General features: G+C 68.1%; 17 protein-coding genes. 13 read left to right on the forward strand and 4 right to left on the reverse strand.

The features are described 5' to 3' along the window. Positions 1 to 84: 84 nt before the first annotated feature. Positions 85 to 978 (forward strand): LysR family transcriptional regulator, encoded by an 894-nt coding sequence (locus tag ACZLIB_RS13950; protein ID WP_107432368.1) that lies wholly within the window; start codon positions 85 to 87, stop codon positions 976 to 978. Between the two features lie 43 nt (positions 979 to 1,021). Here the strand turns inward: ACZLIB_RS13950 and ACZLIB_RS13955 are convergent, their stop codons facing one another. Continuing rightward, entirely contained in the window at positions 1,022 to 1,483 is a 462-nt protein-coding gene (locus ACZLIB_RS13955; RefSeq protein WP_478467933.1) for a HEAT repeat domain-containing protein, read from the reverse strand. A gap of 126 nt (positions 1,484 to 1,609) precedes the next feature. After that, positions 1,610 to 4,405 (reverse strand): beta-glucosidase family protein, encoded by a 2,796-nt coding sequence (locus ACZLIB_RS13960; protein WP_164080217.1) that lies wholly within the window; start codon positions 4,403 to 4,405, stop codon positions 1,610 to 1,612. Between the two features lie 337 nt (positions 4,406 to 4,742). On the opposite strand from ACZLIB_RS13960, the gene ACZLIB_RS13965 reads away from it, so the two are divergent. Next, on the forward strand, positions 4,743 to 5,177 hold the full coding sequence (locus tag ACZLIB_RS13965) for a VOC family protein (protein ID WP_021204492.1): 435 nt from the start codon (positions 4,743 to 4,745) through the stop codon (positions 5,175 to 5,177). A 279-nt stretch (positions 5,178 to 5,456) separates the two neighbouring features. Continuing rightward, positions 5,457 to 6,161, forward strand: coding sequence for a helix-turn-helix domain-containing protein (locus ACZLIB_RS13970; protein ID WP_478467934.1), 705 nt, complete (start codon positions 5,457 to 5,459; stop codon positions 6,159 to 6,161). A 9-nt stretch (positions 6,162 to 6,170) separates the two neighbouring features. Here ACZLIB_RS13970 and ACZLIB_RS13975 read toward each other — a convergent pair whose 3' ends face one another. Further along, positions 6,171 to 7,061: a sterol desaturase family protein gene (locus tag ACZLIB_RS13975; protein ID WP_478467936.1), complete on the reverse strand. Its 891-nt coding sequence runs from the start codon at positions 7,059 to 7,061 to the stop codon at positions 6,171 to 6,173. Positions 7,062 to 7,196: 135 nt separating this feature from the next. Here ACZLIB_RS13975 and ACZLIB_RS13980 point away from each other — a divergent pair, with 135 nt between their 5' ends. From ACZLIB_RS13980 to ACZLIB_RS14010, 7 genes are all read left to right on the forward strand, one after another. Continuing rightward, positions 7,197 to 8,147 (forward strand): LysR family transcriptional regulator, encoded by a 951-nt coding sequence (locus ACZLIB_RS13980; protein ID WP_180862776.1) that lies wholly within the window; start codon positions 7,197 to 7,199, stop codon positions 8,145 to 8,147. A 92-nt stretch (positions 8,148 to 8,239) separates the two neighbouring features. Beyond that, a complete protein-coding gene (locus ACZLIB_RS13985; protein ID WP_121503545.1) occupies positions 8,240 to 8,890 on the forward strand; it encodes a DsbA family oxidoreductase in 651 nt (216 codons plus the stop codon). A 35-nt stretch (positions 8,891 to 8,925) separates the two neighbouring features. Then, positions 8,926 to 9,933 carry a cyclase family protein gene (locus ACZLIB_RS13990; protein ID WP_121503546.1) on the forward strand — a complete coding sequence of 336 codons (1,008 nt, stop codon included), beginning with the start codon at positions 8,926 to 8,928 and terminating at the stop codon, positions 9,931 to 9,933. A 296-nt stretch (positions 9,934 to 10,229) separates the two neighbouring features. Beyond that, positions 10,230 to 10,844, forward strand: a complete 615-nt coding sequence (gene imuA, locus ACZLIB_RS13995; protein WP_065724547.1) for a translesion DNA synthesis-associated protein ImuA — start codon at positions 10,230 to 10,232, stop codon at positions 10,842 to 10,844. Positions 10,845 to 10,853: 9 nt separating this feature from the next. Further along, positions 10,854 to 12,263 (forward strand): Y-family DNA polymerase, encoded by a 1,410-nt coding sequence (locus ACZLIB_RS14000; protein WP_329914901.1) that lies wholly within the window; start codon positions 10,854 to 10,856, stop codon positions 12,261 to 12,263. A gap of 6 nt (positions 12,264 to 12,269) precedes the next feature. Continuing rightward, positions 12,270 to 15,380 (forward strand): error-prone DNA polymerase, encoded by a 3,111-nt coding sequence (locus ACZLIB_RS14005; protein ID WP_478467938.1) that lies wholly within the window; start codon positions 12,270 to 12,272, stop codon positions 15,378 to 15,380. Positions 15,381 to 15,461: 81 nt separating this feature from the next. After that, a complete protein-coding gene (locus ACZLIB_RS14010) occupies positions 15,462 to 15,968 on the forward strand; it encodes a hypothetical protein (protein ID WP_006373615.1) in 507 nt (168 codons plus the stop codon). A 134-nt stretch (positions 15,969 to 16,102) separates the two neighbouring features. Here ACZLIB_RS14010 and ptsJ read toward each other — a convergent pair whose 3' ends face one another. Then, complete coding sequence (ptsJ, locus tag ACZLIB_RS14015) at positions 16,103 to 17,389, reverse strand: MocR-like B6 salvage transcription factor PtsJ (protein WP_478467939.1); 1,287 nt, start codon at positions 17,387 to 17,389, stop codon at positions 16,103 to 16,105. A 76-nt stretch (positions 17,390 to 17,465) separates the two neighbouring features. Here ptsJ and ACZLIB_RS14020 point away from each other — a divergent pair, with 76 nt between their 5' ends. Genes ACZLIB_RS14020 through ACZLIB_RS14030 form a run of 3 tightly spaced genes read left to right on the forward strand, consistent with a single transcriptional unit; the run spans position 17,466 to position 19,158 of the window. Further along, positions 17,466 to 18,239: a YggS family pyridoxal phosphate-dependent enzyme gene (locus tag ACZLIB_RS14020; protein ID WP_478467941.1), complete on the forward strand. Its 774-nt coding sequence runs from the start codon at positions 17,466 to 17,468 to the stop codon at positions 18,237 to 18,239. Then, complete coding sequence (locus tag ACZLIB_RS14025) at positions 18,236 to 18,937, forward strand: glutamine amidotransferase (RefSeq protein WP_478467942.1); 702 nt, start codon at positions 18,236 to 18,238, stop codon at positions 18,935 to 18,937. The genes ACZLIB_RS14020 and ACZLIB_RS14025 overlap by 4 nt, the downstream gene beginning before the upstream one ends. Then, positions 18,934 to 19,158: a hypothetical protein gene (locus ACZLIB_RS14030; protein ID WP_032129370.1), complete on the forward strand. Its 225-nt coding sequence runs from the start codon at positions 18,934 to 18,936 to the stop codon at positions 19,156 to 19,158. The genes ACZLIB_RS14025 and ACZLIB_RS14030 overlap by 4 nt, the downstream gene beginning before the upstream one ends. Positions 19,159 to 19,196: the final 38 nt, after the last annotated feature.

The following is a 19,196-nucleotide window of genomic DNA, read 5'->3' on the forward strand; positions in this document are numbered from 1 at the left end:
GCGGCCAGCATGCCGTCCGGACCTTGTTGGAAAAACCCGACGGCAGCTGCAACACTGTCAAACCTGTTTTGACAATGGATCATCATGGTCAGCCTCGATCGCTTCGATATCTTCCGCGCCGTGGTCGACGCCGGCAGCCTGACTGCCGCGGCTGATCGGCTCGGCCTGAGCCGCGCGGTGGTCAGCTTCAACCTGAAGCGGCTCGAGCAGGAGCTGGGCGTGACCCTGCTGCTGCGCAGTACCCGCCACCTGGCCCTGACCGACGCCGGCGAGCAGTTCCTGCAGCACTGCGTGCAGGCGCTGGATGCAGCACAGGCGGCGATTGACGCCGCCCGCCGCGACCAGCATCAGCTGCAGGGCGTGCTGCGCCTGACCACCACGCCGGAGTACGCACAGCTGCGCCTGATTCCCGCACTGGAAGCCTTCCGTGCGCGGCATCCGGCTCTGCAGCTGCACCTGTCGACGTCACCCGCGCCGGCCGACCTGATTCCCGAACGCTTCGACCTGGCGATCCGCCTCGGCCGTCTGCCCGATTCGGGCCTGCGCGCCAGCGAACTGGAACGGCACCCACTATGCGCGGTGGCGGCTCCGTCCCTGCTGGCACGCCTGCCCTCTGCCGATGCTGCCGATGACCCCGTGCAGCTGGGCACCCTGCCCCGCCTCGGCTACCCACGCCTGGCCGACGTGCCGGTGATTGCACCTGACGGCAACGACGCCCTGTTCGCCACCAACCCGGGCAACGCAGTGGTGCGCGTGGATGGTGCCAGCAGCCTGCGCGCCTTCGCCGTGGCCGGCGCCGGGGTCACCGTGCTGCCACGCTGGCTGATCGAGGACGACCTGGCCCAGGACCGGCTGCGTCCGGTGCTGCGTCAGCACCGCTTCCCGCAGCAGAGCGTGTACGCGGTCTACCCTCACAGCACGCAGCCCTCGCCGAAGGTACGGCAGCTGATCGATTTCCTGCACGGGTGGTTTGGCTGAGGATATTTATCGCCATCTCCACGTATGCACACCCTGGGAGACATCACTCGGACTGGAGCCTTCGCTGCGCTGAGGCCGCCACCATCCTGTCCGGGTCGACGGAAAGCAGCTCTAGAATCCGCGGGGTCACTTTGGGGTTGCAGGCGATACGATGCCGAACGGTTGCATCAGCATCGTGCGCCAAACGGAACATGAGCTCCTCACTCAGCCGGCGTTTGCACGCGATGCTCCAACGAACGTCGACGTCTTCGCTGGCAGCCAGTTGTTCGATGATGAACTCGGGAATTGTTTTGTTCCCGGCGACACAGCGCGCCAGCTCAGGGTAGGCTGAAAGGACATCGATCCACGTCTGATCCTCGGCCTGCTGCCAGGCAAATGATGTATCTGACTCGTTTTCGCACAACTGCTTGAATGCCCATGCGCTCGTGATCATTCGCTGGTCCTTCTTCGGCAGCCGGTCAGTATTGACTGAGCAGAAGAATGCCTCCAGTGGCAGAAGCGACATGGCGTTCTGCCTGGATGTCCCTCTCTCCAGCGCCCGCCAGGCGTGGCCCGGCGAGCGCAGCGAGAGTCAGCAAACAGACACGGCCCCTTGCGGGGCCGTGTCTTCAACCCTCAATACCGCGCCGTATCAGCGCAGCACCTGCTCCACCAGCTGCACATCCACCGTCTGCAGCGGCTCGGCAGCGTTGCGCGACAGCTGCACCTGGTAGGTGCCGCCATCGATCTTCCACTGGCGGGCCTGCGCATCGTAGTGAGCCAGCGTCTTCGGCTCGGCTTCGATGCGGATGCGGCGCTGTTCGCCCGGCTGCAGGGTCACCTTGTCGTAGCCGATCAGGCGGATCGGCGTGGTGCTGCCAGCCGGCAACTTCAGGTACAGCTGGGCCACGTCGGCACCGGCGCGCTTGCCGGTGTTGCGGATGTCGACGCTGGCGACCAGGCGCGAGCCTTCCACGCTCACCTTCAGGTTTTCATAGGCGAACGAGGTGTAGGACAGGCCATGGCCGAAGGCGAAGGTCGGGGTCAGGCCCTTGGCCGCCATCCACTTGTAGCCGACGTTGGCGCCTTCGATATCGAAATCGAACACATCACCGAACGGCTTGGCCGGCTTGAAGCCGAGGCCGTCGATGTGCGGGCGCGGCAGCTGCGATTCGTCCACCACCCAGGTCACCGGCAGGCGGCCGGACGGATTGACCTGGCCGGTCAGCAGCGCGGCAATGCCTTCGCCACCGCGGATGCCCGGGTACCAGGCCTGCAGCATCGCCGGCACCTGCGCCAGCCACGGCGTGCGCACCGGGCCATTGGTTTCCAGCACCAGCACGGTCTTCGGGTTGGCCTTGGCCACCGCCGAAATCAGCGCGTCCTGGTTGTCCGGCAGCTGCATGTCCGGCAGGTCCACCGATTCGGCCGCCCACTGGGTGGCGAACACGATGGCCACATCGGCCTGCGCGGCGGCCTTGGCCGCAGCGGCGGCATTGGTGCCATCCACATACTCGAAAGTTGCATCCGGACGCGCCGCACGCAGCGACTCCAGCGGCGAGGACGGGTGGAAGATCACCGGGCCCGGCCAGGTGGTCGGCAGCACGCCCGGCACCGCGTTGGTGCCCTTGGCGGTCACGCCTACCATCGACGAACCACCACCACCGATCACGCCCTTGTCGGCGTGGCCACCGATGATGACGATGCGCTTCACGCTGTCGGCCAGCGGCAGCAGGTTGCCTTCATTGCGCAGCAGCACGCTGCCTTCTTCCACCGTGCGCTGGGCGACGGCGAAGCCAGCCTCGGCATCGACCTTCTGGTGCTGCGGCGGGTTGTCGAAGTTGCCGTGCAGGAACATCGTGCGCAGGATGCGCGCCACCATGTCGTTCAGACGCGCCTGTGGCACCACGCCACCGTGTACTGCCAGGCGCAGCGGCTCATCGAAGAACACCGCTGCGTCGAACACTTCACCGGCAGACTGCTGGTCCAGGCCGGCCAGCGCCGCCTTGGAACCACTGTGCACGCCGCCCCAGTCGGACATCACGAAACCGGGGAACTTCCATTCCTGCTTCAGCACCTGGTTCATCAGGTAGCCGTTCTCGCAGCCGTAGGTACCGTTGATCTTGTTGTACGAGCACATCGCCACGCCCGGGCGGCCGGCGTCCAGCGCGATCTCGAAGGCCAGCAGGTCGGACTCGTGCATGGCCTGTTCGCCGATGCGCACGTCGTGGAAGTTGCGGCGGGTCTCCATGTCGTTCAGCGCGAAGTGCTTCATCGAGGAGATCACGTGCTGGCTCTGCACGCCCTGGATCAGCGCGCCGACCATCGAACCGGCCAGCAGCGGGTCTTCGCCGGCGTACTCGAAATTGCGGCCGTTGCGCGGGTCGCGCTGCAGGTTGACGCTGCCCGACAGCAGGATGTTGAAACGCTGCTGCCACGCCTCACGGCCCATCGTTGCGCCGCCGGCGAAGGCGACCGCACGGTTCCAGCTGGAGGCGGTGGACGGGCCCGACGGCATCGCCGTGGCGAAGTCGCCCGGGCGGATGCCGCCTGGATTGGTCACGCCGACGCCGGCATCGGCCGACTGCTGCGATGGAATGCCCAGCCGCGCCACGCCCGGCACGAAACCGGCCGACCCGACCGCGCCTTCCGGCAGCGGGCCACCGTCCTTGCCCAGCCCGAAGTAGCTGTGCAGCATCTGGAACTTCTCATCCTCGGTCATCGCCTTCAGCAGCAGCGCAGCGCGCGCATCGGCGTTGAGGGTGGTGTCCATCCACGGCGTTTCGCCGTGCTTGTCGGCGGCATAGGCCAGGGTCAGCAGCGTGGCACGCAGGGCGCTGCCTTCCACCTTGAACGGTGCACTGCTGGCGGCCTGGAAGCCGTCGCTGAAATAGCTGGCATCCGCTTCCAGCGCCACACGCGCCGGATCAAAGCCTGCCGCCTTGGCCGATTCACCGGCCACCGCGCCAAGCAGCACCGCCGGTGCGCCCAGCCGCGAGCGCGTGACCAGCGCCGGCAGCTGCGCGGCACCTGCACCAGCATCGGTGTAGACCGCCACGGTGTGGCGACCATCGTCCAGGCGCAGGTAGTTCAGGCCCGGCTGGTCCGGGCCGGACTCAGCGGCAATCGGCAGCCGGGTCAGCACGGCCTGACCGCGCTGGGTCTGGCCATCGTCCTTGCCCGCCGCAATGAAGCGGTACGCGTAGCCCAAGCCGTCGGCCAGCACCTGCAACGGATCGACCTGGCCGATGCCGCGCTGCACCTGGCGCACGCTCACCGCGTCCACCTGCAGGGTCTTCAGCTGGGCGGCCAGGGCCGGCATGGCCTCGGCGGTCGGGGCCTGTTCCAGGGTCAGCACAGTGAACGCGGCGGGGTCGGCCCAGGCCGGGGCGGCCAGTGCGGCTGACAGGGCCAGGGACAGTGCAAGCGGCTTTGTAAACGTTTTCATCGGCAGGCGTAATTCCGTTGCCAAGGCAATCGGTCCAGGGAAAGTGCCGCCGAAGGGTGCAGCGTTCATGCCGCGCAGGGGTTGCCAGGCAACGCCCCGCAGGCCGAAGGACGGGCCGGTCTGCGCCTGGGACCCTCCTCCCGGCGTGACAACCTGCCTGTCCGGGCCGCGCAGGGCGACCCAATCATGTGAAGATTGTGCGAGGGCGTTCACACCTGTCAACAGGACCTAAGTCACAGGCCGACCCCAGCCACTGGTTATCAGGCCATCACCGGCGGTCATCAGTGCGCCGCGCGAGGCTGCTGATAATGAGGGTCCCTGGCCACGAATCGAGCCCATGACCGTACATCGCGACTTCGACCATCTCTGGCGCGACCGCTGTGATACCTCCAGCCAGCGCGCGCCGCGCGTGCTGATCCGGGTGTTCGTGGCCCCCGGTGAGCTGGAGCGCAGCGTGGCGTTCTACGAGCAGTTGCAGGGCGTGGTGGCCGATGCCGGGTTCCCGTTTCCGGAGGCCGGCCTGCGCCTGGCGATGGTCGGTGCGTTCCTGTTGATCGAGGGCAGCGAGGCGGCGCTGGCGCCGTTCACTTCGACCACGGGGACGCTGCTGGTCGATGACGTTCGGCCCTATCACGACAAGCTGGTGGCGGCTGGCGCTGAAATCATCTTCCCGCTGCAGGTGGTACCGACCGGGGCGGCGTTCAATGCGGTGCATCCCGATGGCACCGTGGTCGAGTACGTACATCACCGGCCCGACCCGCACGGGCGGTGAGGTGACGGCCGGGCTGCGCCCGGCACCCGCAGAGGCAACGGCCAACGCTACAGCAGAATCAAATGCCGCATTCCGTGGGATGGCGGGGCACTGTGGGTCTGCGGGGACGGCGCAAGTACGTCCATGTAGCCTTGGTCGCCGCATCCATGCGGCTCACACCCCGCAAACCCACAGTGCCCCGCCTTCGACAGCTGGCTGGTGGCCAGTAGATCCACGCCATGCGTGGATGCTTTTCAAATCAACACGAGATATTCGATTCCGGTGGAGGTCCATCCACGCATGGCGTGGATCTACAATTCCTCCATGTCCTCTCCCGTCCTGCCCTGGAATGGCACGCTGCTGCTGGATGCTCACGTGGCCGTGCTGCAGGGCCACGCTGGTGGCAGCGATACGCACGCGCACTACGCCCATCAACTGTTGCTGAGCGACGGCGCGCCCTGGCAGGTCGAGGTCGATGGCGTGCAGCAGCAGGGCCAGCGGCTGTGGCTGCCCTCATTCCAGCCGCACGCAATCCTGTCGGCGCCGGAAGCGGGCTGTACGGTGTTCCTCGAGCCCGCACATGCCGATCCCGGGCAGATCGAGCAGCACCTGCACGCGCTGCCGGGCAACGCGCTGGCGCTGCACGACTGGCTGCCACGGCTGAGTCGCCCGCAACCACTGGACCGCCGCGTGCAGGCCGCGCTGTCCCGTATCGCCCAGCACCTGCCCGGGCCGGTGCCAGCCGCCGATATCGCCGAGGCGGCACATCTGTCGACCAGCCAGCTGCATCGACGCTTCCAGTCCGATCTGGCGGTGACCCTGCGCGGCTGGGTGCTGTGGCAACGGCTGCGCCGCGCACTGATGCATCATCTGCGCGGGCACAGCCTGACCGACAGCGCGCACGCGGCCGGATTCGCCGACCTGGCCCATCTGTCGCGCAGCCTGCGCCGCATGTTCGGCATCGGTGCCGCGCAGCTGCAGGGCCTGCAGCTGCACGCGGCCTGACACGCCCCATCATCCGCGCCTGCGTAGACCTTCCGGCAGCTCCGGCACCTCGCCATGCGGCAGTTCGCGGAACGGCGCCAGCAGCTGTCCGGAATAATCGCGCGGATAGTCCGGCTGGCTGCCGATGCCGAGGTCGCGTTGCTGCAGCCGATAGCCGGGCGCATCGAAGGCGGTCCCCAGCAGGTGATCCCAGACAGTCAGGAACAGGCCGAAGTTGACGTCGCCGGCGGTGCCGTAGCGCATGTGGTGGAAGCGGTGCAGCGGCGCCCAGGCCATCACCCGGCCCAGCACGCCGGGACGCATGTCCACGTTGGAATGCTGCAGCAGCAGCTGGATGGCAATGGCGAACGCCAACACCGCGGCTACCGGCATCGGCAGGCCCAACAGCAGCAGCGGCAGCACGCCGCCCACCGCTTCGGCCGCCTGGTGCAGCGGGTGTTTCATCAGACCGTTGAAGCCATACATGCGGGTCACGCTGTGATGCACCGCGTGCAACCGCCACAGCCAGCCGATGCGATGGCTGGCGTAGTGCACCAGGGTGATGCCAAGGTCGGCGCAGATGACGGCCAGCAGCACCTGCAGCGCGAATGGCCACTGCAGCGGCCAGGCCTGCCACGGAATGATGGCTGCCAGCAGTGGCACCGCCGCGATCGACAGCAGGTTCAGGCTCTCGTTGACCAGCGCATGCAGGGTGTCACGCAGGCTGTCGCCGTGATCGTGGTTGAACGCGGGGTCATACGGCCAAGCACGTTCGGCAGCGAACGAGACCGCGATGGCAACTGCCAGCAAGGCCAGCAGCCATAGCGGGTCGCCGTGGAGGTGGCCGACCCAGGCGACGGCGGCGGCAACGAAACCCAGCAGGAACAACGGGGCATACAGGCGGAGCATCCAGTGCTTCATGGGCAATCCGGAAAGTAAGGGGCCTGCATGCTGGCGCGGCGTATGGGGTGCCGGCTTGAACAAACGGCGCAACCCGTGCCCCTGGTAGATGCCCACCTTGGTGGGCACCGCACTTGCCACATCCACGCATCACGCATGGCCTGGATCTACAATGGCGCCCTCATCGCGCCCGGGACCGGCATGGATTCCTTCAACCTGATGCGTGCCTTCCGCCGCATCGTCGAACGCGGCGGGCTGGCCCGCGCCGCCGAAGACCTGGGCATGTCACCGGCCGGGCTGAGCAAGCAGCTGCGCACCCTGGAAGCGCACCTGGGCGTGGTGCTGCTGCAGCGGACCACGCGGCGCATGAGCCTGACTGAGACCGGCCACGCCTATTACCGCGAATGCTGCCGGCTGCTCGACGAGCTGGATGCATTGGAACGCGGCATCGCCGAACAGCGCGGCGACGTGGCCGGGCGCCTGCGCGTCAATGCACCGCAATCATTCGCGCTGAGCACGCTGTCGCCGCTGCTGCCACGCTTCCTGCAGCAGCATCCGCAACTGTCGCTGGACCTTGTGATGGAAGACCGCCTGCTTGATGCGGTAGGCGAAGGTTTCGATGTGTCGCTGCGGTTGCGTGCCGAGCTGGACGACTCGCGACTGGTAGCGCGCCGCCTGGCCTCGTTGCAGCAGGTGCTGTGCGCGGCTCCGTCCTACCTTCAGCAGCATCCGGCACCGCAGGCAGTGGACGATCTGCAGGCGCACAGCGTGCTGGCCTACAGCCTGTCCGACTCGCCCGGCAGCTGGCCGCTGCTCGGCCCCGACGGCCAGGTGACGATCACCCTGCCGGCGCGCGTCACCGTCAACAACAGCCTGCTGCTGCGCGACCTGCTGGTGGCCGGCATGGGCATCGGCGCCCTGCCCTCGTTCCTGGCGGCACCGGCGCTGGCCCGTGGCGAGCTGCAGCAGGTGCTGCCCGACCATCGCTATCCGCCACGTTTCGTGCATGCGGTCTATCCCACCTCGCGCCACCTGCAGCCCAAGGTGCGTGCCTTCATCGATTTCCTGCACGCCGAGCTGCCCGGCTGCGCCGGCCTGGATTCGTAACCGCCAGCGAAAACTGAGCTGCCCGCGGCGTGCTGTTTCAGACGCGCCGCGCTGCCTAATCTGCCGCCTCCCCTCTCACCGATGGCAGGCAGATGTCTTCCGTTCCTTCCCCCGCCACCGCCGCGCCGGTGGTCGATTTCTTCCACGACGTGGTCTGCGGCTGGTGCTTCGTGCTGGCCCCGCGCCTGCAGCAGGTCTCCGCCGAACTCGGCATCCAGGTGCGTCACCGCAGCTTCGTGCTGCAGGACTCGCGCGCGCAGATGGTCGAGGTGTTCGGCTCGATGGAGCGCGCCAAGGCGATCATCCTGCGCCACTGGACCGACTGCGCCGCGCATGAAGACACCGCGCGCATCGATATCGAAGGCATGCGTGCACAGGACTTCGAGTATCCGTCCGGCTGGCTCGGCGCACTGGCCTGCCAGGCCGCCGGCATGCTCGGTGGCAACGACGCCCATGGCGCGATGTTCGATGCCGTGCAGTGGGCGCACCTGCACCAGCACCGCAACATCGGCGACGCCGAAGTACTGCTGGATATCGCCGAAGCACTGGGCCACCCGCGTGGCGCCTTCGCTGACCACATGCGCAGCGACGCAGTGCGCCAGCGCGTGCAGGCCGACCGTGCCGAAGCCGCGACCCTCGGCATCCGCTCCATTCCCACCGTGATCGGCGGCAACGGCCTGCGCCTGCAGACCCTGCCGCTGCCGCAACTGCGCCAAGCCCTGGCGCACCTGGTCGCGGCCTGAGCCGCACCGTCCCCCACCCTGCAAGGAGATTCCCCATGACCTCACGTACCCTGGCCACCGCGCTGGCCCTGCTGCTGGCCGGCACCGCCGCTTCCACCACCGTATCCGCGCACGAACGCGTTCCCTCCGGCCAGCAGGTCGGCACCAGCCCCTGGGGGCCGAAGGACGAGATCGGCCGCCTCAACCTGATCACCGACGCCTCGCGCGCAGCGATCCTGTCGCGGGTCAGTGGCGGCAAGGCCTATGACCTGGCCACCGAATACTACGTCGGCATGCCCAGCTGGCAGGATGCCGGCGACCCGCACTACCAGTTCTGGATGACCCACACCCCGCGCGGCACGGTGATGGATGATCCGATGGGCGTGGGCGAGACCATGAACCTCACCCGCAGCTACACCGGCACCGCATTCTCGATGTACAGCCACACCGGCACCCACATCGATGCGCTGAACCACTTCGGCATCCACGGAAAGATCTGGAACGGCTTCGAGGCCGACAAGCACCTCGGTGACCGTGGCTGGAATGTCACCGGCATCGAGAAATTCCCGCCGCTGATCGCGCGTGGCGTGCTGATCGACGTGGCCGGCGCCAAGGGCGTGGACATGCTGCCGGACAGCTACCGCGTCACCCGCCAGGACCTGAAGGATGCGCTGGCACGCCAGCAGGTGAAGCTGCAGCAGGGCGACGTGGTGCTGATCCGCACCGGCCGCATGCGCCTGTTCGAACAGCCCAAGGCCTACATGGCCAACCCGCCGGGCATGGGCCTGGACGCGGCGCGCTTCCTGGTGGAGGACAGCGGCGCGATGATCGTCGGCGCCGACAACCTCAGCTTCGAGACCTTCCCCTCGGAGGTGTCCGACGACTACGTGCCGCTGCACACCTACCTGCTGGCCCAGCAGGGCGCGCCGATCATCGAGCTGGTGGCGCTGGACGAACTGGCCCGCGACAAGGTCTATGAGTTCGCCTTCATCGGCGGCCCGCTGAAGATCCGCGGCGGCGATGCCGCGCCGCTGCGCCCGGTGGCGCTGCCGGTGCGCCCGTAACCGGGAGTGCCCGTGCCTGTAGGTGCCGACCCTGGTCGGCACCGTTTTCCCATCCACGCATGGCGTGGATCTACTGGAGAGAACCCTGGTAGATCCACGCCATGCGTGGATGCTTTAGCCCTTCAGCAACCTGAAACCCGACCTTCCGATTTCATTAGTAATTCTACTCACAACGCGAGTAGCATGTCCGGTCTCAGCCCCTGATACCGGCCCGTCGATACTCGCGCCATGCCTGCCGTTTCCGCCCGTTCCTGCCGCTTCAAGCCAACCCGGCGCCTCCCTTGGAGGATCGGCTGATGGGTGCTGTCGTCGCCCTCGACCGGCTGCTGGACGGGCGCCAGCTGTGGCGCGGCCCAGCCCGCCAGGGGCCGGCCAGCGACCACCTGGCCAGTGGCCATCCGGCGCTGGACGCACGCCTGCCCGGCGGTGGCTGGCCGGCCAGCGGGCTGTGCGAGGTGCTGCAGGCCGCGCCCGGCGTCGGCGAGCTGGCGCTGGTCTGGCCGGCGCTGGCGAAGCTGAGCCAGCGCGACCGCCCGATCGTGCTGGTCGCCCCGCCCTACCGCCCGCATGCCCCGGCCTGGGCGGCTGCCGGGCTGGATCTGGCCCAGCTGCAGATCATCCACGCCACACCGAAACAGGCGCTGTGGGCCACCGAGCAGTGCCTGCGCTCGGCCGCCTGCGCGGCGGTGCTGTGCTGGCCACACCAGGCCGACGACCGCTCACTGCGCCGGCTGCAGGTGGCTGCCGACAGCGGCCAGTGCCTGGGCTTCGTGTTCCGCGAGGCGCAGGCAGCGCGCAACCCCTCCCCGGCCAGCCTGCGCCTGCAGCTCGACCACGGCCAGGTGCGGGTGCTGAAGTGCCGTGGCGGCCTGCCACCGGCGCAGCCGTTGCCACTGGCCATCGCCCACTGAGGCCGCGTCATGCATTGGGCCTGCCTGTTGTTGCCGCAGCTGGCACTGGACAGCGTGCTGCGCCTGCAGCCGGACCCGCAGCGGCCACTGGTGCTGCTGCAGGGGCCGGCGCAGCGTCGCGTGCTGCGTGCGGTCAGCCCGTCGGCACGCGCAGCGGGACTGCGCCCGGGCATGCTGCTGTCGGCCGCACAGGTGCTGGTGCAGGACATGTACCTGCACGACTACGACCCGAACGCCGAACAGCACACCCGGCAGCTGCTGGCCAGTTGGGCCTACGCCTACAGCTCGCAGGTCAGCCTCGATTTTCCGCACGCGCTGGTCATGGAAATCGGTGCCAGCCGTGCCCTGTTCGGTGACTGGCTGACGATCGAAAAGCGCCTGCGCAACGAACTGCATGAACTCGGTTTCCGCCACCGCCTGGTGGCCGCGCCCACGGCGCATGCCGCGCGCGTGCTGGCCAATGTCCACGACGGCCTCGGCATCGATGCGCAGCAGCTGCCAGCGGCACTGGCGCAGCTGCCGTTGCCGCGCTGCGGCCTGCCCAGCGAAGCGGTGACCGTGCTCGGTCGTTCCGGTCTGCGCACGCTGGGTGCGGTGCTCGAACTGCCGCGCGACAGCCTGGCCCGGCGCTTCTCACCCGAGGTGCTGCAGCAACTGGATGCGCTGCGCGGCCTGCCCACCGCGCCACTGCGCTACTACCAGCCACCGGACCGTTTCGATGCACGCATCGAATTCGAATACGAGATCGAATCCAGCCAGGCCCTGCTGTTCCCGCTGCGCCGCCTGCTGCTGGACCTGGCGGCCTTCCTGTGCTCGCGCGATGGCGGCGTGCAGCGCTTCGACCTGCACTTCGAGCATGACCTGCTGCCGGCCAGCGTGCTGACCATCGGCCTGCTGGCACCCGAGCGCGATCCCGCGCTGCTGTTCGAGATCGCACGCAACCGCATGGAAGCGTTCGCCCTGCCCGCTGGCAGCCGCGCACTGCGCCTGCAGGCCGAACAGCTGCCACCGTTCGTGCCCGCCGCGCGTGACCTGTTCGATACCCGGCCGGCACAGGCGATGCCCTGGAACCAGCTGCGCGAGCGCCTGCGGGCGCGGCTGGGCGATGACGCCGTGCAGCCGCTGGCGGTGCAGGCCGACCATCGCCCCGAACGCGCCAGTGGCACCCAGCCCGCGGTCAAGCCTCCGTCGTACTGGCCGCTGCGTCCGGGCTGGCTGCTGGACACGCCGCAACCGCTGCGTGATCCCCGCCTGCGCATCGTCACCGGGCCGGAGCGGATCGAATCGGGCTGGTGGGACCAGGCCGATGCGCGGCGCGATTACTACGTGGTGGAAACCGCGCATGGCCAGCGCGGCTGGGCTTTCCGTGAGCGCAATGATCCACATGCCCCGTGGATGCTGCACGGCTGGTTCGGCTGAGCCGCCATGCACAGCGAACTGCCCGGCTACGCCGAACTGCACTGTCTGTCGGCCTTCAGTTTCCAGCGTGGCGCCTCGATCGCCGAAGAACTGTTCGCGCGCGCCGCCGGCCAGGGCTACCGCGCGTTGGCGATCACCGACGAATGCTCGCTGGCCGGCATCGTGCGCGCCTGGCAGGCCGCCAAGACGCATGGCGTGGCGCTGATCGTCGGTGCCGAATTCCAGGTCGAGGACGGCCCGAAGCTGGCCCTGTTGTGCACCGACCAGGCCGCCTATGCTGGTCTCTGCCAGTTGATCACCACCTGCCGGCGGCGCGCGGCCAAGGGCGAATACCGCTGCCTGCGCGAGGACCTGCTCGGCCTGCCCGACGGCCTGCTGTGCCTGTGGCTGGACCGGCAACCGGCCGCCATCGATCTGGAACTGCTGCGCACCGGCTTCGATGATCGCCTGTGGCTGGCGGTGGAGCTGCACCATGAGCACGACGACGCGCGTCGCCTGCAGCAGCTGCAGGCCTTCGGCGAACGCCACCACCTGCCGCTGGTGGCCAGTGGTGATGTGCACATGCACGTGCGCCGCCGCCGCGCCCTGCAGGACACACTGACCGCCATCCGCCACCGCTGCAGCGTGGCCGAGGCCGGCTGGCGCCTGTTTCCCAACGGCGAGCGCCACCTGCGCCCGCGTACCGCGCTGGCCCAGCTGTATCCGCCCGAACTGCTGGCCGAGACCCTGCGCATCGCCGAGCGTTGCCACTTCACGCTGGAGCAGCTGCAGTACACCTATCCACGCGAACTGGTGCCGGAGGGCCACGACCCGGACAGCTGGCTGCGCGTGCTGGTCGAGCGTGGCATCCCGTGGCGCTGGAAAGGCGGCATCGAACCAGCGCAACGCACGCAGATCGAGCACGAACTGGCGTTGATCAGGCAGAAGAACTACGCCTCCTACTTCCTCACCGTGCAGGACATCGTGCGCTTCGCACGCAGCCAGGACATCCTCTGCCAGGGGCGCGGCTCGGCGGCCAACTCCGCGGTGTGCTTCGTACTGGGCGTGACCGAGATCGACCCGGCACGCAGCAACCTGCTGTTCGAGCGCTTCATCTCCGCCGAACGCGACGAACCACCGGATATCGACATCGACTTCGAACACGAGCGCCGCGAGGAAGTGCTGCAGTACGTGTTCAAGCGCTATGGCCGCGAGCGCGCTGCGTTGACCGCGGTGGCGATCAGCTATCGTGGCCGCAGCGCGATCCGCGACGTGGCCCGTGCGCTTGGCCTGCCGATGGACCAGGTCAACGAACTGGGCGCGGCGATGGACCACTGGGGCGGCCATGTGCCGCTGCCGGAGACCCTGCGCGAGCGCGGCTTCGATCCGGAAACCCCACTGATGCGGCGGCTGCTGGCGCTGACCGCCGAACTGATCGACTTCCCGCGCCACCTGTCGCAGCACCCGGGCGGCTTCGTGATTTCCGAGCATCCGCTGTCAACCCTGGTGCCGGTGGAGAACGCGGCGATGGCCGACCGCACCGTCATCCAGTGGGACAAGGACGATCTGGATGCCACTGGCCTGATGAAGGTCGACTGCCTGGCGCTGGGCATGCTCACCGCCATCCGCAAATGCCTGGCGATGCTGCAGCAGCATGGCCTGCACGAAGGACGCATGGATGCGATTCCTCCCAAGGATACGAAGACCTACGACATGATCTGCGCCGCCGACACCATCGGCGTATTCCAGATCGAGTCGCGCGCGCAGATGGCGATGCTGCCGCGCCTGCAGCCGCGCACCTTCTACGACCTGGTGATCGAAGTGGCGATCGTGCGCCCTGGCCCGATCCAGGGTGACATGGTGCACCCCTACCTGGAACGGCGAAGGATCCTGCGCGAGCAGGGTCCTGACGCGTTGAACGATCCAGACAATCCACTCTATCCAGCGCGGCTGGAACGCGTGTTCGCGCGCACCCTCGGCGTGCCACTGTTCCAGGAACAGGTCATGCAGTTGGCGGTGGAAGCGGCCGGCTACACGCCGGGCCAGGCCGATGCCCTGCGCCGCTCGATGGCGGCGTGGAAGCGCCGTGGCGGCCTGGAACCGCATCGCGAGAAGCTGCTGGCCGGCATGCTCAAGAACGGCTTCAGCCGCGAGTACGGCGAGCACCTGTTCGAACAGATCAAGGGCTTCGGTGACTACGGTTTTCCGGAAAGTCACGCCGCCAGTTTCGCCCTGCTGACCTATAACAGTTGCTGGCTGAAGTGCCATCACCCGGCCGCGTTCACCGCCAGCCTGATCAACAGCCAGCCATTGGGTTTCTACAGCCCCGACCAGCTGCTGCAGGATGCGCGCCGGCATGGCATCCGCGTGTTGCCGGTGGACGTGCGCCACAGCGACTGGGACTGCACGCTGGATTTCAGCAAGGGGCCGGCCGCGATCCGGCTCGGCCTGCGCCTGGTCGATGGCTGCAACGAGCCCGCCGTGCAGGCCATCATGCGTGAACGTGCGCGGCGCCCGTTCGACGATGTGGGTGACCTGTGCCAGCGTACCGCTCTGGACCGCCGCCAGCAGGGCCTGCTGGCCGATGCCGGGGCGCTGCGTGGGCTCAGCGGCCATCGCCATCGTGCGCGCTGGGATATCTCCGGCGTGGAAAACCGGCTGCCGCTGTTCGACCAGGCCCGCGCCACCACCGAAGCCCGCGTGCCACTGCCCCTGCCCAGCGCCTGGGAAGACATGCAGGCCGATTACCGCAGCACCGGCACCACGCTGGGCCGCCATCCGATCTCGTTCCTGCGCGCGCAACTGCGCAGCCGTGGCTGCCTGGATGCCGCACAACTGGCTGCCCACGGCCATGGCCGGCGCGTGCGCATCGCCGGCCTGGTGCGCATGCGCCAGCGCCCGCAGACCGCCAGTGGCGTCACCTTCCTCACCCTTGAAGACGAGACCGGCATGGTCAACGCCGTGGTCTGGCGGCACCTGGCCGATCGCCAGCACCGGGTGCTGGTCGATACCCAGCTGATGCAGATCGATGGCCGCCTGGAACGCGTCGATGGCGTGCAGCACGTCATCGTGCAGCGCATGCACTGCCTGGATGAACTGCTGCAGGGACTGCGCAGCCACAGTCGCGATTTCCACTGACGATACACAACGTCACACAACGAACTGGCCATTGCCGGTCCGCATCCGCTATCGTCGGCACATCCAAGGAAGGACGACCCGATGTCCCGTGCGCTGCTGCTGACCACCCTGGTGGTCTCGACCCTCGCCCTGCTTGTTTCCGGCTGGACCGCCTGGAGCCTGCATCGCAGCCAATCGCCACAGCGCATCATCGAGGCACGCGGGCTGATCATCCACGATGCAAGCGGCCAGCCGCGGGTGATCCTCGGCGCACCGGTTCCCGATCCGCTCAGCCAGGGCCGTACCCAGGGGCCGCGCGCCACTGCCTTGTCCGGCCTGATCCTGCTCGGCCCCGACGGCTCCGAACGCGGCGGCTACGGCACCAGCGACCGCGGCGGCGAAGCCCTGCTGACCCTGGACGATGCCACCGGCACCACCGAAGTGTTCAAGGTCGTCGCCAATCCGGACCGTGGCGCCAGCCTGATGGTCAAGCACCAGAACAACACCGGCGCCATGCTCACCTCCTGGCAGGGCAAGCCGGAGCTGATGTTCGTCGATGACAGCGGCCAGTCCTACTACGTGCGCCCGGGCGCCAACGCCGCGCCTTGATCTGCTTCTGCAGCGTCGAACCATGCTCGACTACCGGTCATGTAGAGTCGAGCCATGCTCGACTGCTTCTACCAACAACAGCCGAGCATGGCTCGGCTCTACAAAGGCGAAGCAAAGCCGAGCATGGCCCGACGCTACAAACCACACACCGCCGCCAGGTCATCGGCCAGCTGCCGCAGCTGCGCCGGTCCCAGCGCCGAACACGTAATGCGCAGACCATGGCCCGGTGCCGCCACCGCGAACACTTCGCCGGCGCGCACATGCCATCCGCGCGAGGCCAGTGCCAGCACCTGTGGGTGGCTGTCGGCCGGCAACGGCAGCCACAGGTTCAATCCTTCCATCGGCTGCGGCGTCGGCATGCCATGCGCGCGCAGCAGCTCCTGTAGCGACTGCAGGCGCTGCTGGTAGCGCTCACCCGCCGAGGCGATCTTCGCCCGCTGCGTTGCCGACGCCAGCACCGAAGTCGCTGCATCCTGCAGCAGGTGGCTGACCCAGCCGGTGCCGGACGCCAATCGCAGCCGCAACCGCGATGCGGTCTCCTCATCGCAGGCCAGCCAGGCCAGCCGCAGGTCCGGACCCAGCGGCTTGGACAACGAACGCAGCAGCGCCCAGCGCCGGCCATCCAGCGGCAGCACTGAGTGATAGGCCTGCTGCGAGAGCAGTGCGTAGTGATCGTCGATCAGCACCGCCACCTGCGGGTAGGCCGCCAGCAACTGCCGCAACGCCCGTGCCCGCTTCGCATCCAGGCTGGCCCCGGTCGGGTTGTGCGCGCGCGGGGTCAGCAGCACCGCGCGTGCGCCGGCCTCCAGTGCCGCACGCAGCGAATCGACCTGCATGCCATGCGCGTCCACCGCCACCGGCAACGGCGCGTGGCCCACAGCATTGAGCACATTGAGGCTGCCGAGGAAGCATGGATCCTCCACCGCGATGCGGTCTCCTGGCAGCAACCACGCCGCCAGCAGGCGCTCGATGCCATCAACCGCGCCATGGGTCAGCTCCAGCGCATAGCCCTCTGGGCAGTCCGCATCCAGCGAGGCGCGCGCCAGCGCCTGCAACCTCGGGTCGACCGTGCCTACGCCGTACAAACGCGGCGCGGCCGGGGCCAGGCGCAGGTTCGGCAGCAGGCGCGGATCCGGATTGCCACCGGCCAGGTCCTGCAGCGCCAGCCCGGGCGTACTGCCCTCGCGCGCCAGCGTCGGCGGCAATCCGCGCACCACCGTGCCACGGCGGCCCGCCGTGCTGGCCAGGCCCGCCGCATCCAGGCGCTTGTAGGCAGCGGCCACGGTGTTGCGGTTCACGCCCAGTTGCTCGGCCAGTTCACGCACCGGCGGCAGCACGCTGCCGGCCGGCAGGCGGCCCTTGCCGATGCCGTCGCGGATGCTGTCGAAGATCGACTCAGCGCTATGCCCGGTGATTTTCATTTTGTCCTATGCCAAAATATATCTTGTCCTGTGCCAGTGTATCCCACCCTGGCCATCCTGCATTGGAGGTGCCCGCATGCCCCTTGCCGCTGCCGACTGGCCCGTCGCCCAGTCCGTTGAACAGATCGCCGCCAACCTGGTCACGGTGCGCCAACGCATCGCCGATGCCTGCGCGCGCGCCGTCCGGGACCCGGCCAGCGTGCGCCTGCTGCCGGTCAGCAAGACCGTCGATGACGCCCGCATCCGCATGGCGGTGGCCGCCGGTTGCCACGAACTGGGCGAGAACAAGGTGCAGGAGGCGCAGCGCAAAGCCGAAACGATGGCCGACCTGGGCGTGCACTGGTCGGTGATCGGCCATCTGCAGACCAACAAGGCGCGCTACGTAGCGCGCTTTGCCAGCGAGTTCCAGGCGCTGGACAGCCTGCGCGTGGCCGAGGCCCTGCAGCAGCGCCTGCAACTGGAAGACCGCACGCTGGATGTGTTCGTGCAGGTCAACACCTCGGCCGAGCCGAGCAAGTACGGACTGGAACCCGACGCGGTCGAGGCCTTCGTCCAGCAGCTGCCGGCCTTCGATCGCCTGCGTGTGCGCGGCCTGATGACCCTGGCCATCTTCACCCCCGACGTCGAGCGCGTGCGCGCCTGCTTCGTGCGCCTGCGCGAACTGCGCGACCAGCTGCAACGCACCGCCCCGCCCGGCCTTGACCTGTCGCAGCTGTCGATGGGCATGTCCGGTGATTTCGAAGTGGCCATCGAGGAAGGTGCCACCGTGGTCCGCGTCGGCCAGGCCATCTTCGGCGCCCGCGCCACCCCGGACAGCTTCTACTGGCCGAACAGCGGAGCCCCGGCATGAAGCACGCGGTTGTCCTGCAACACGTCGCCTTCGAAGACCTCGGCACCCTGCAGCCTTTGCTGTTGGCACAAGGCTGGCAGCTGCAGGTGCTGCAGGCCGGCGTCGATGCGCTCGATCCGGCCGAAGTGGCCGACCTGCTGGTGGTGCTGGGCGGCCCCATCAGTGCCAATGACACAAAGACCTATCCCTTCGTCACCGACAGCATCGCCCTGCTGCAGCGCCGGCTGCAGCAGCAGCGGCCAACCCTGGGCATCTGCCTGGGTGCACAACTGATGGCCCGTGCACTCGGTGCCAGTGTCGCTCCCAGTGGAGGCAAGGAGATCGGCTTTGCGCCACTGCTGCTGACCGATGAAGGCCAGCGCTCGCCGCTGCAGGCCCTGCAGGGCATTCCCGTGCTGCATTGGCATGGTGAGGCCTTCGAACTTCCGGCCGGCGCACGCCGCCTGGCCAGCACGCCGGCCTGCCGTCACCAGGCCTTCGCCATCGGCCATCACGCGCTGGCCCTGCAATGCCATCCGGAACTGGACGCGCGCCAGTTCGAGCGTTGGCTGATTGGTCACACGCTGGAGCTGGCCCAGGCCGGCATCGATCCGAATGATCTGCGCGCGCAGGCGCGTCGCTATGGCGCACCACTGGCCGCGGCCGCCACCGCGATGTTCGACCATTGGCTGCAGGACCTGCCGGAGACACCGCGATGAACTATCGATTGCAGATCCACCGCGATGGCGTCTATTGGGGCCACTTCGACTGCAGCGGCCCTGATGCCCTGCAGCGCATGGACGCCATCGCCGCACAACTGCCTGCGGATCAGGGCTTCCAGCTGAAACGGCAGAAAGGTGTTGGCGAAGAGCGCATCCTGTCCAGCAATGCCGACGGCCTGCGCGTACTGGCTTCGCAGATCCAGTACCGCGATCTCTGACGATCGTCACGGTAGTGCCGGCCGCTGGCCGGTACTCG

The sequence above is a fragment of the Stenotrophomonas sp. 220_Sma genome, from assembly GCF_056487375.1.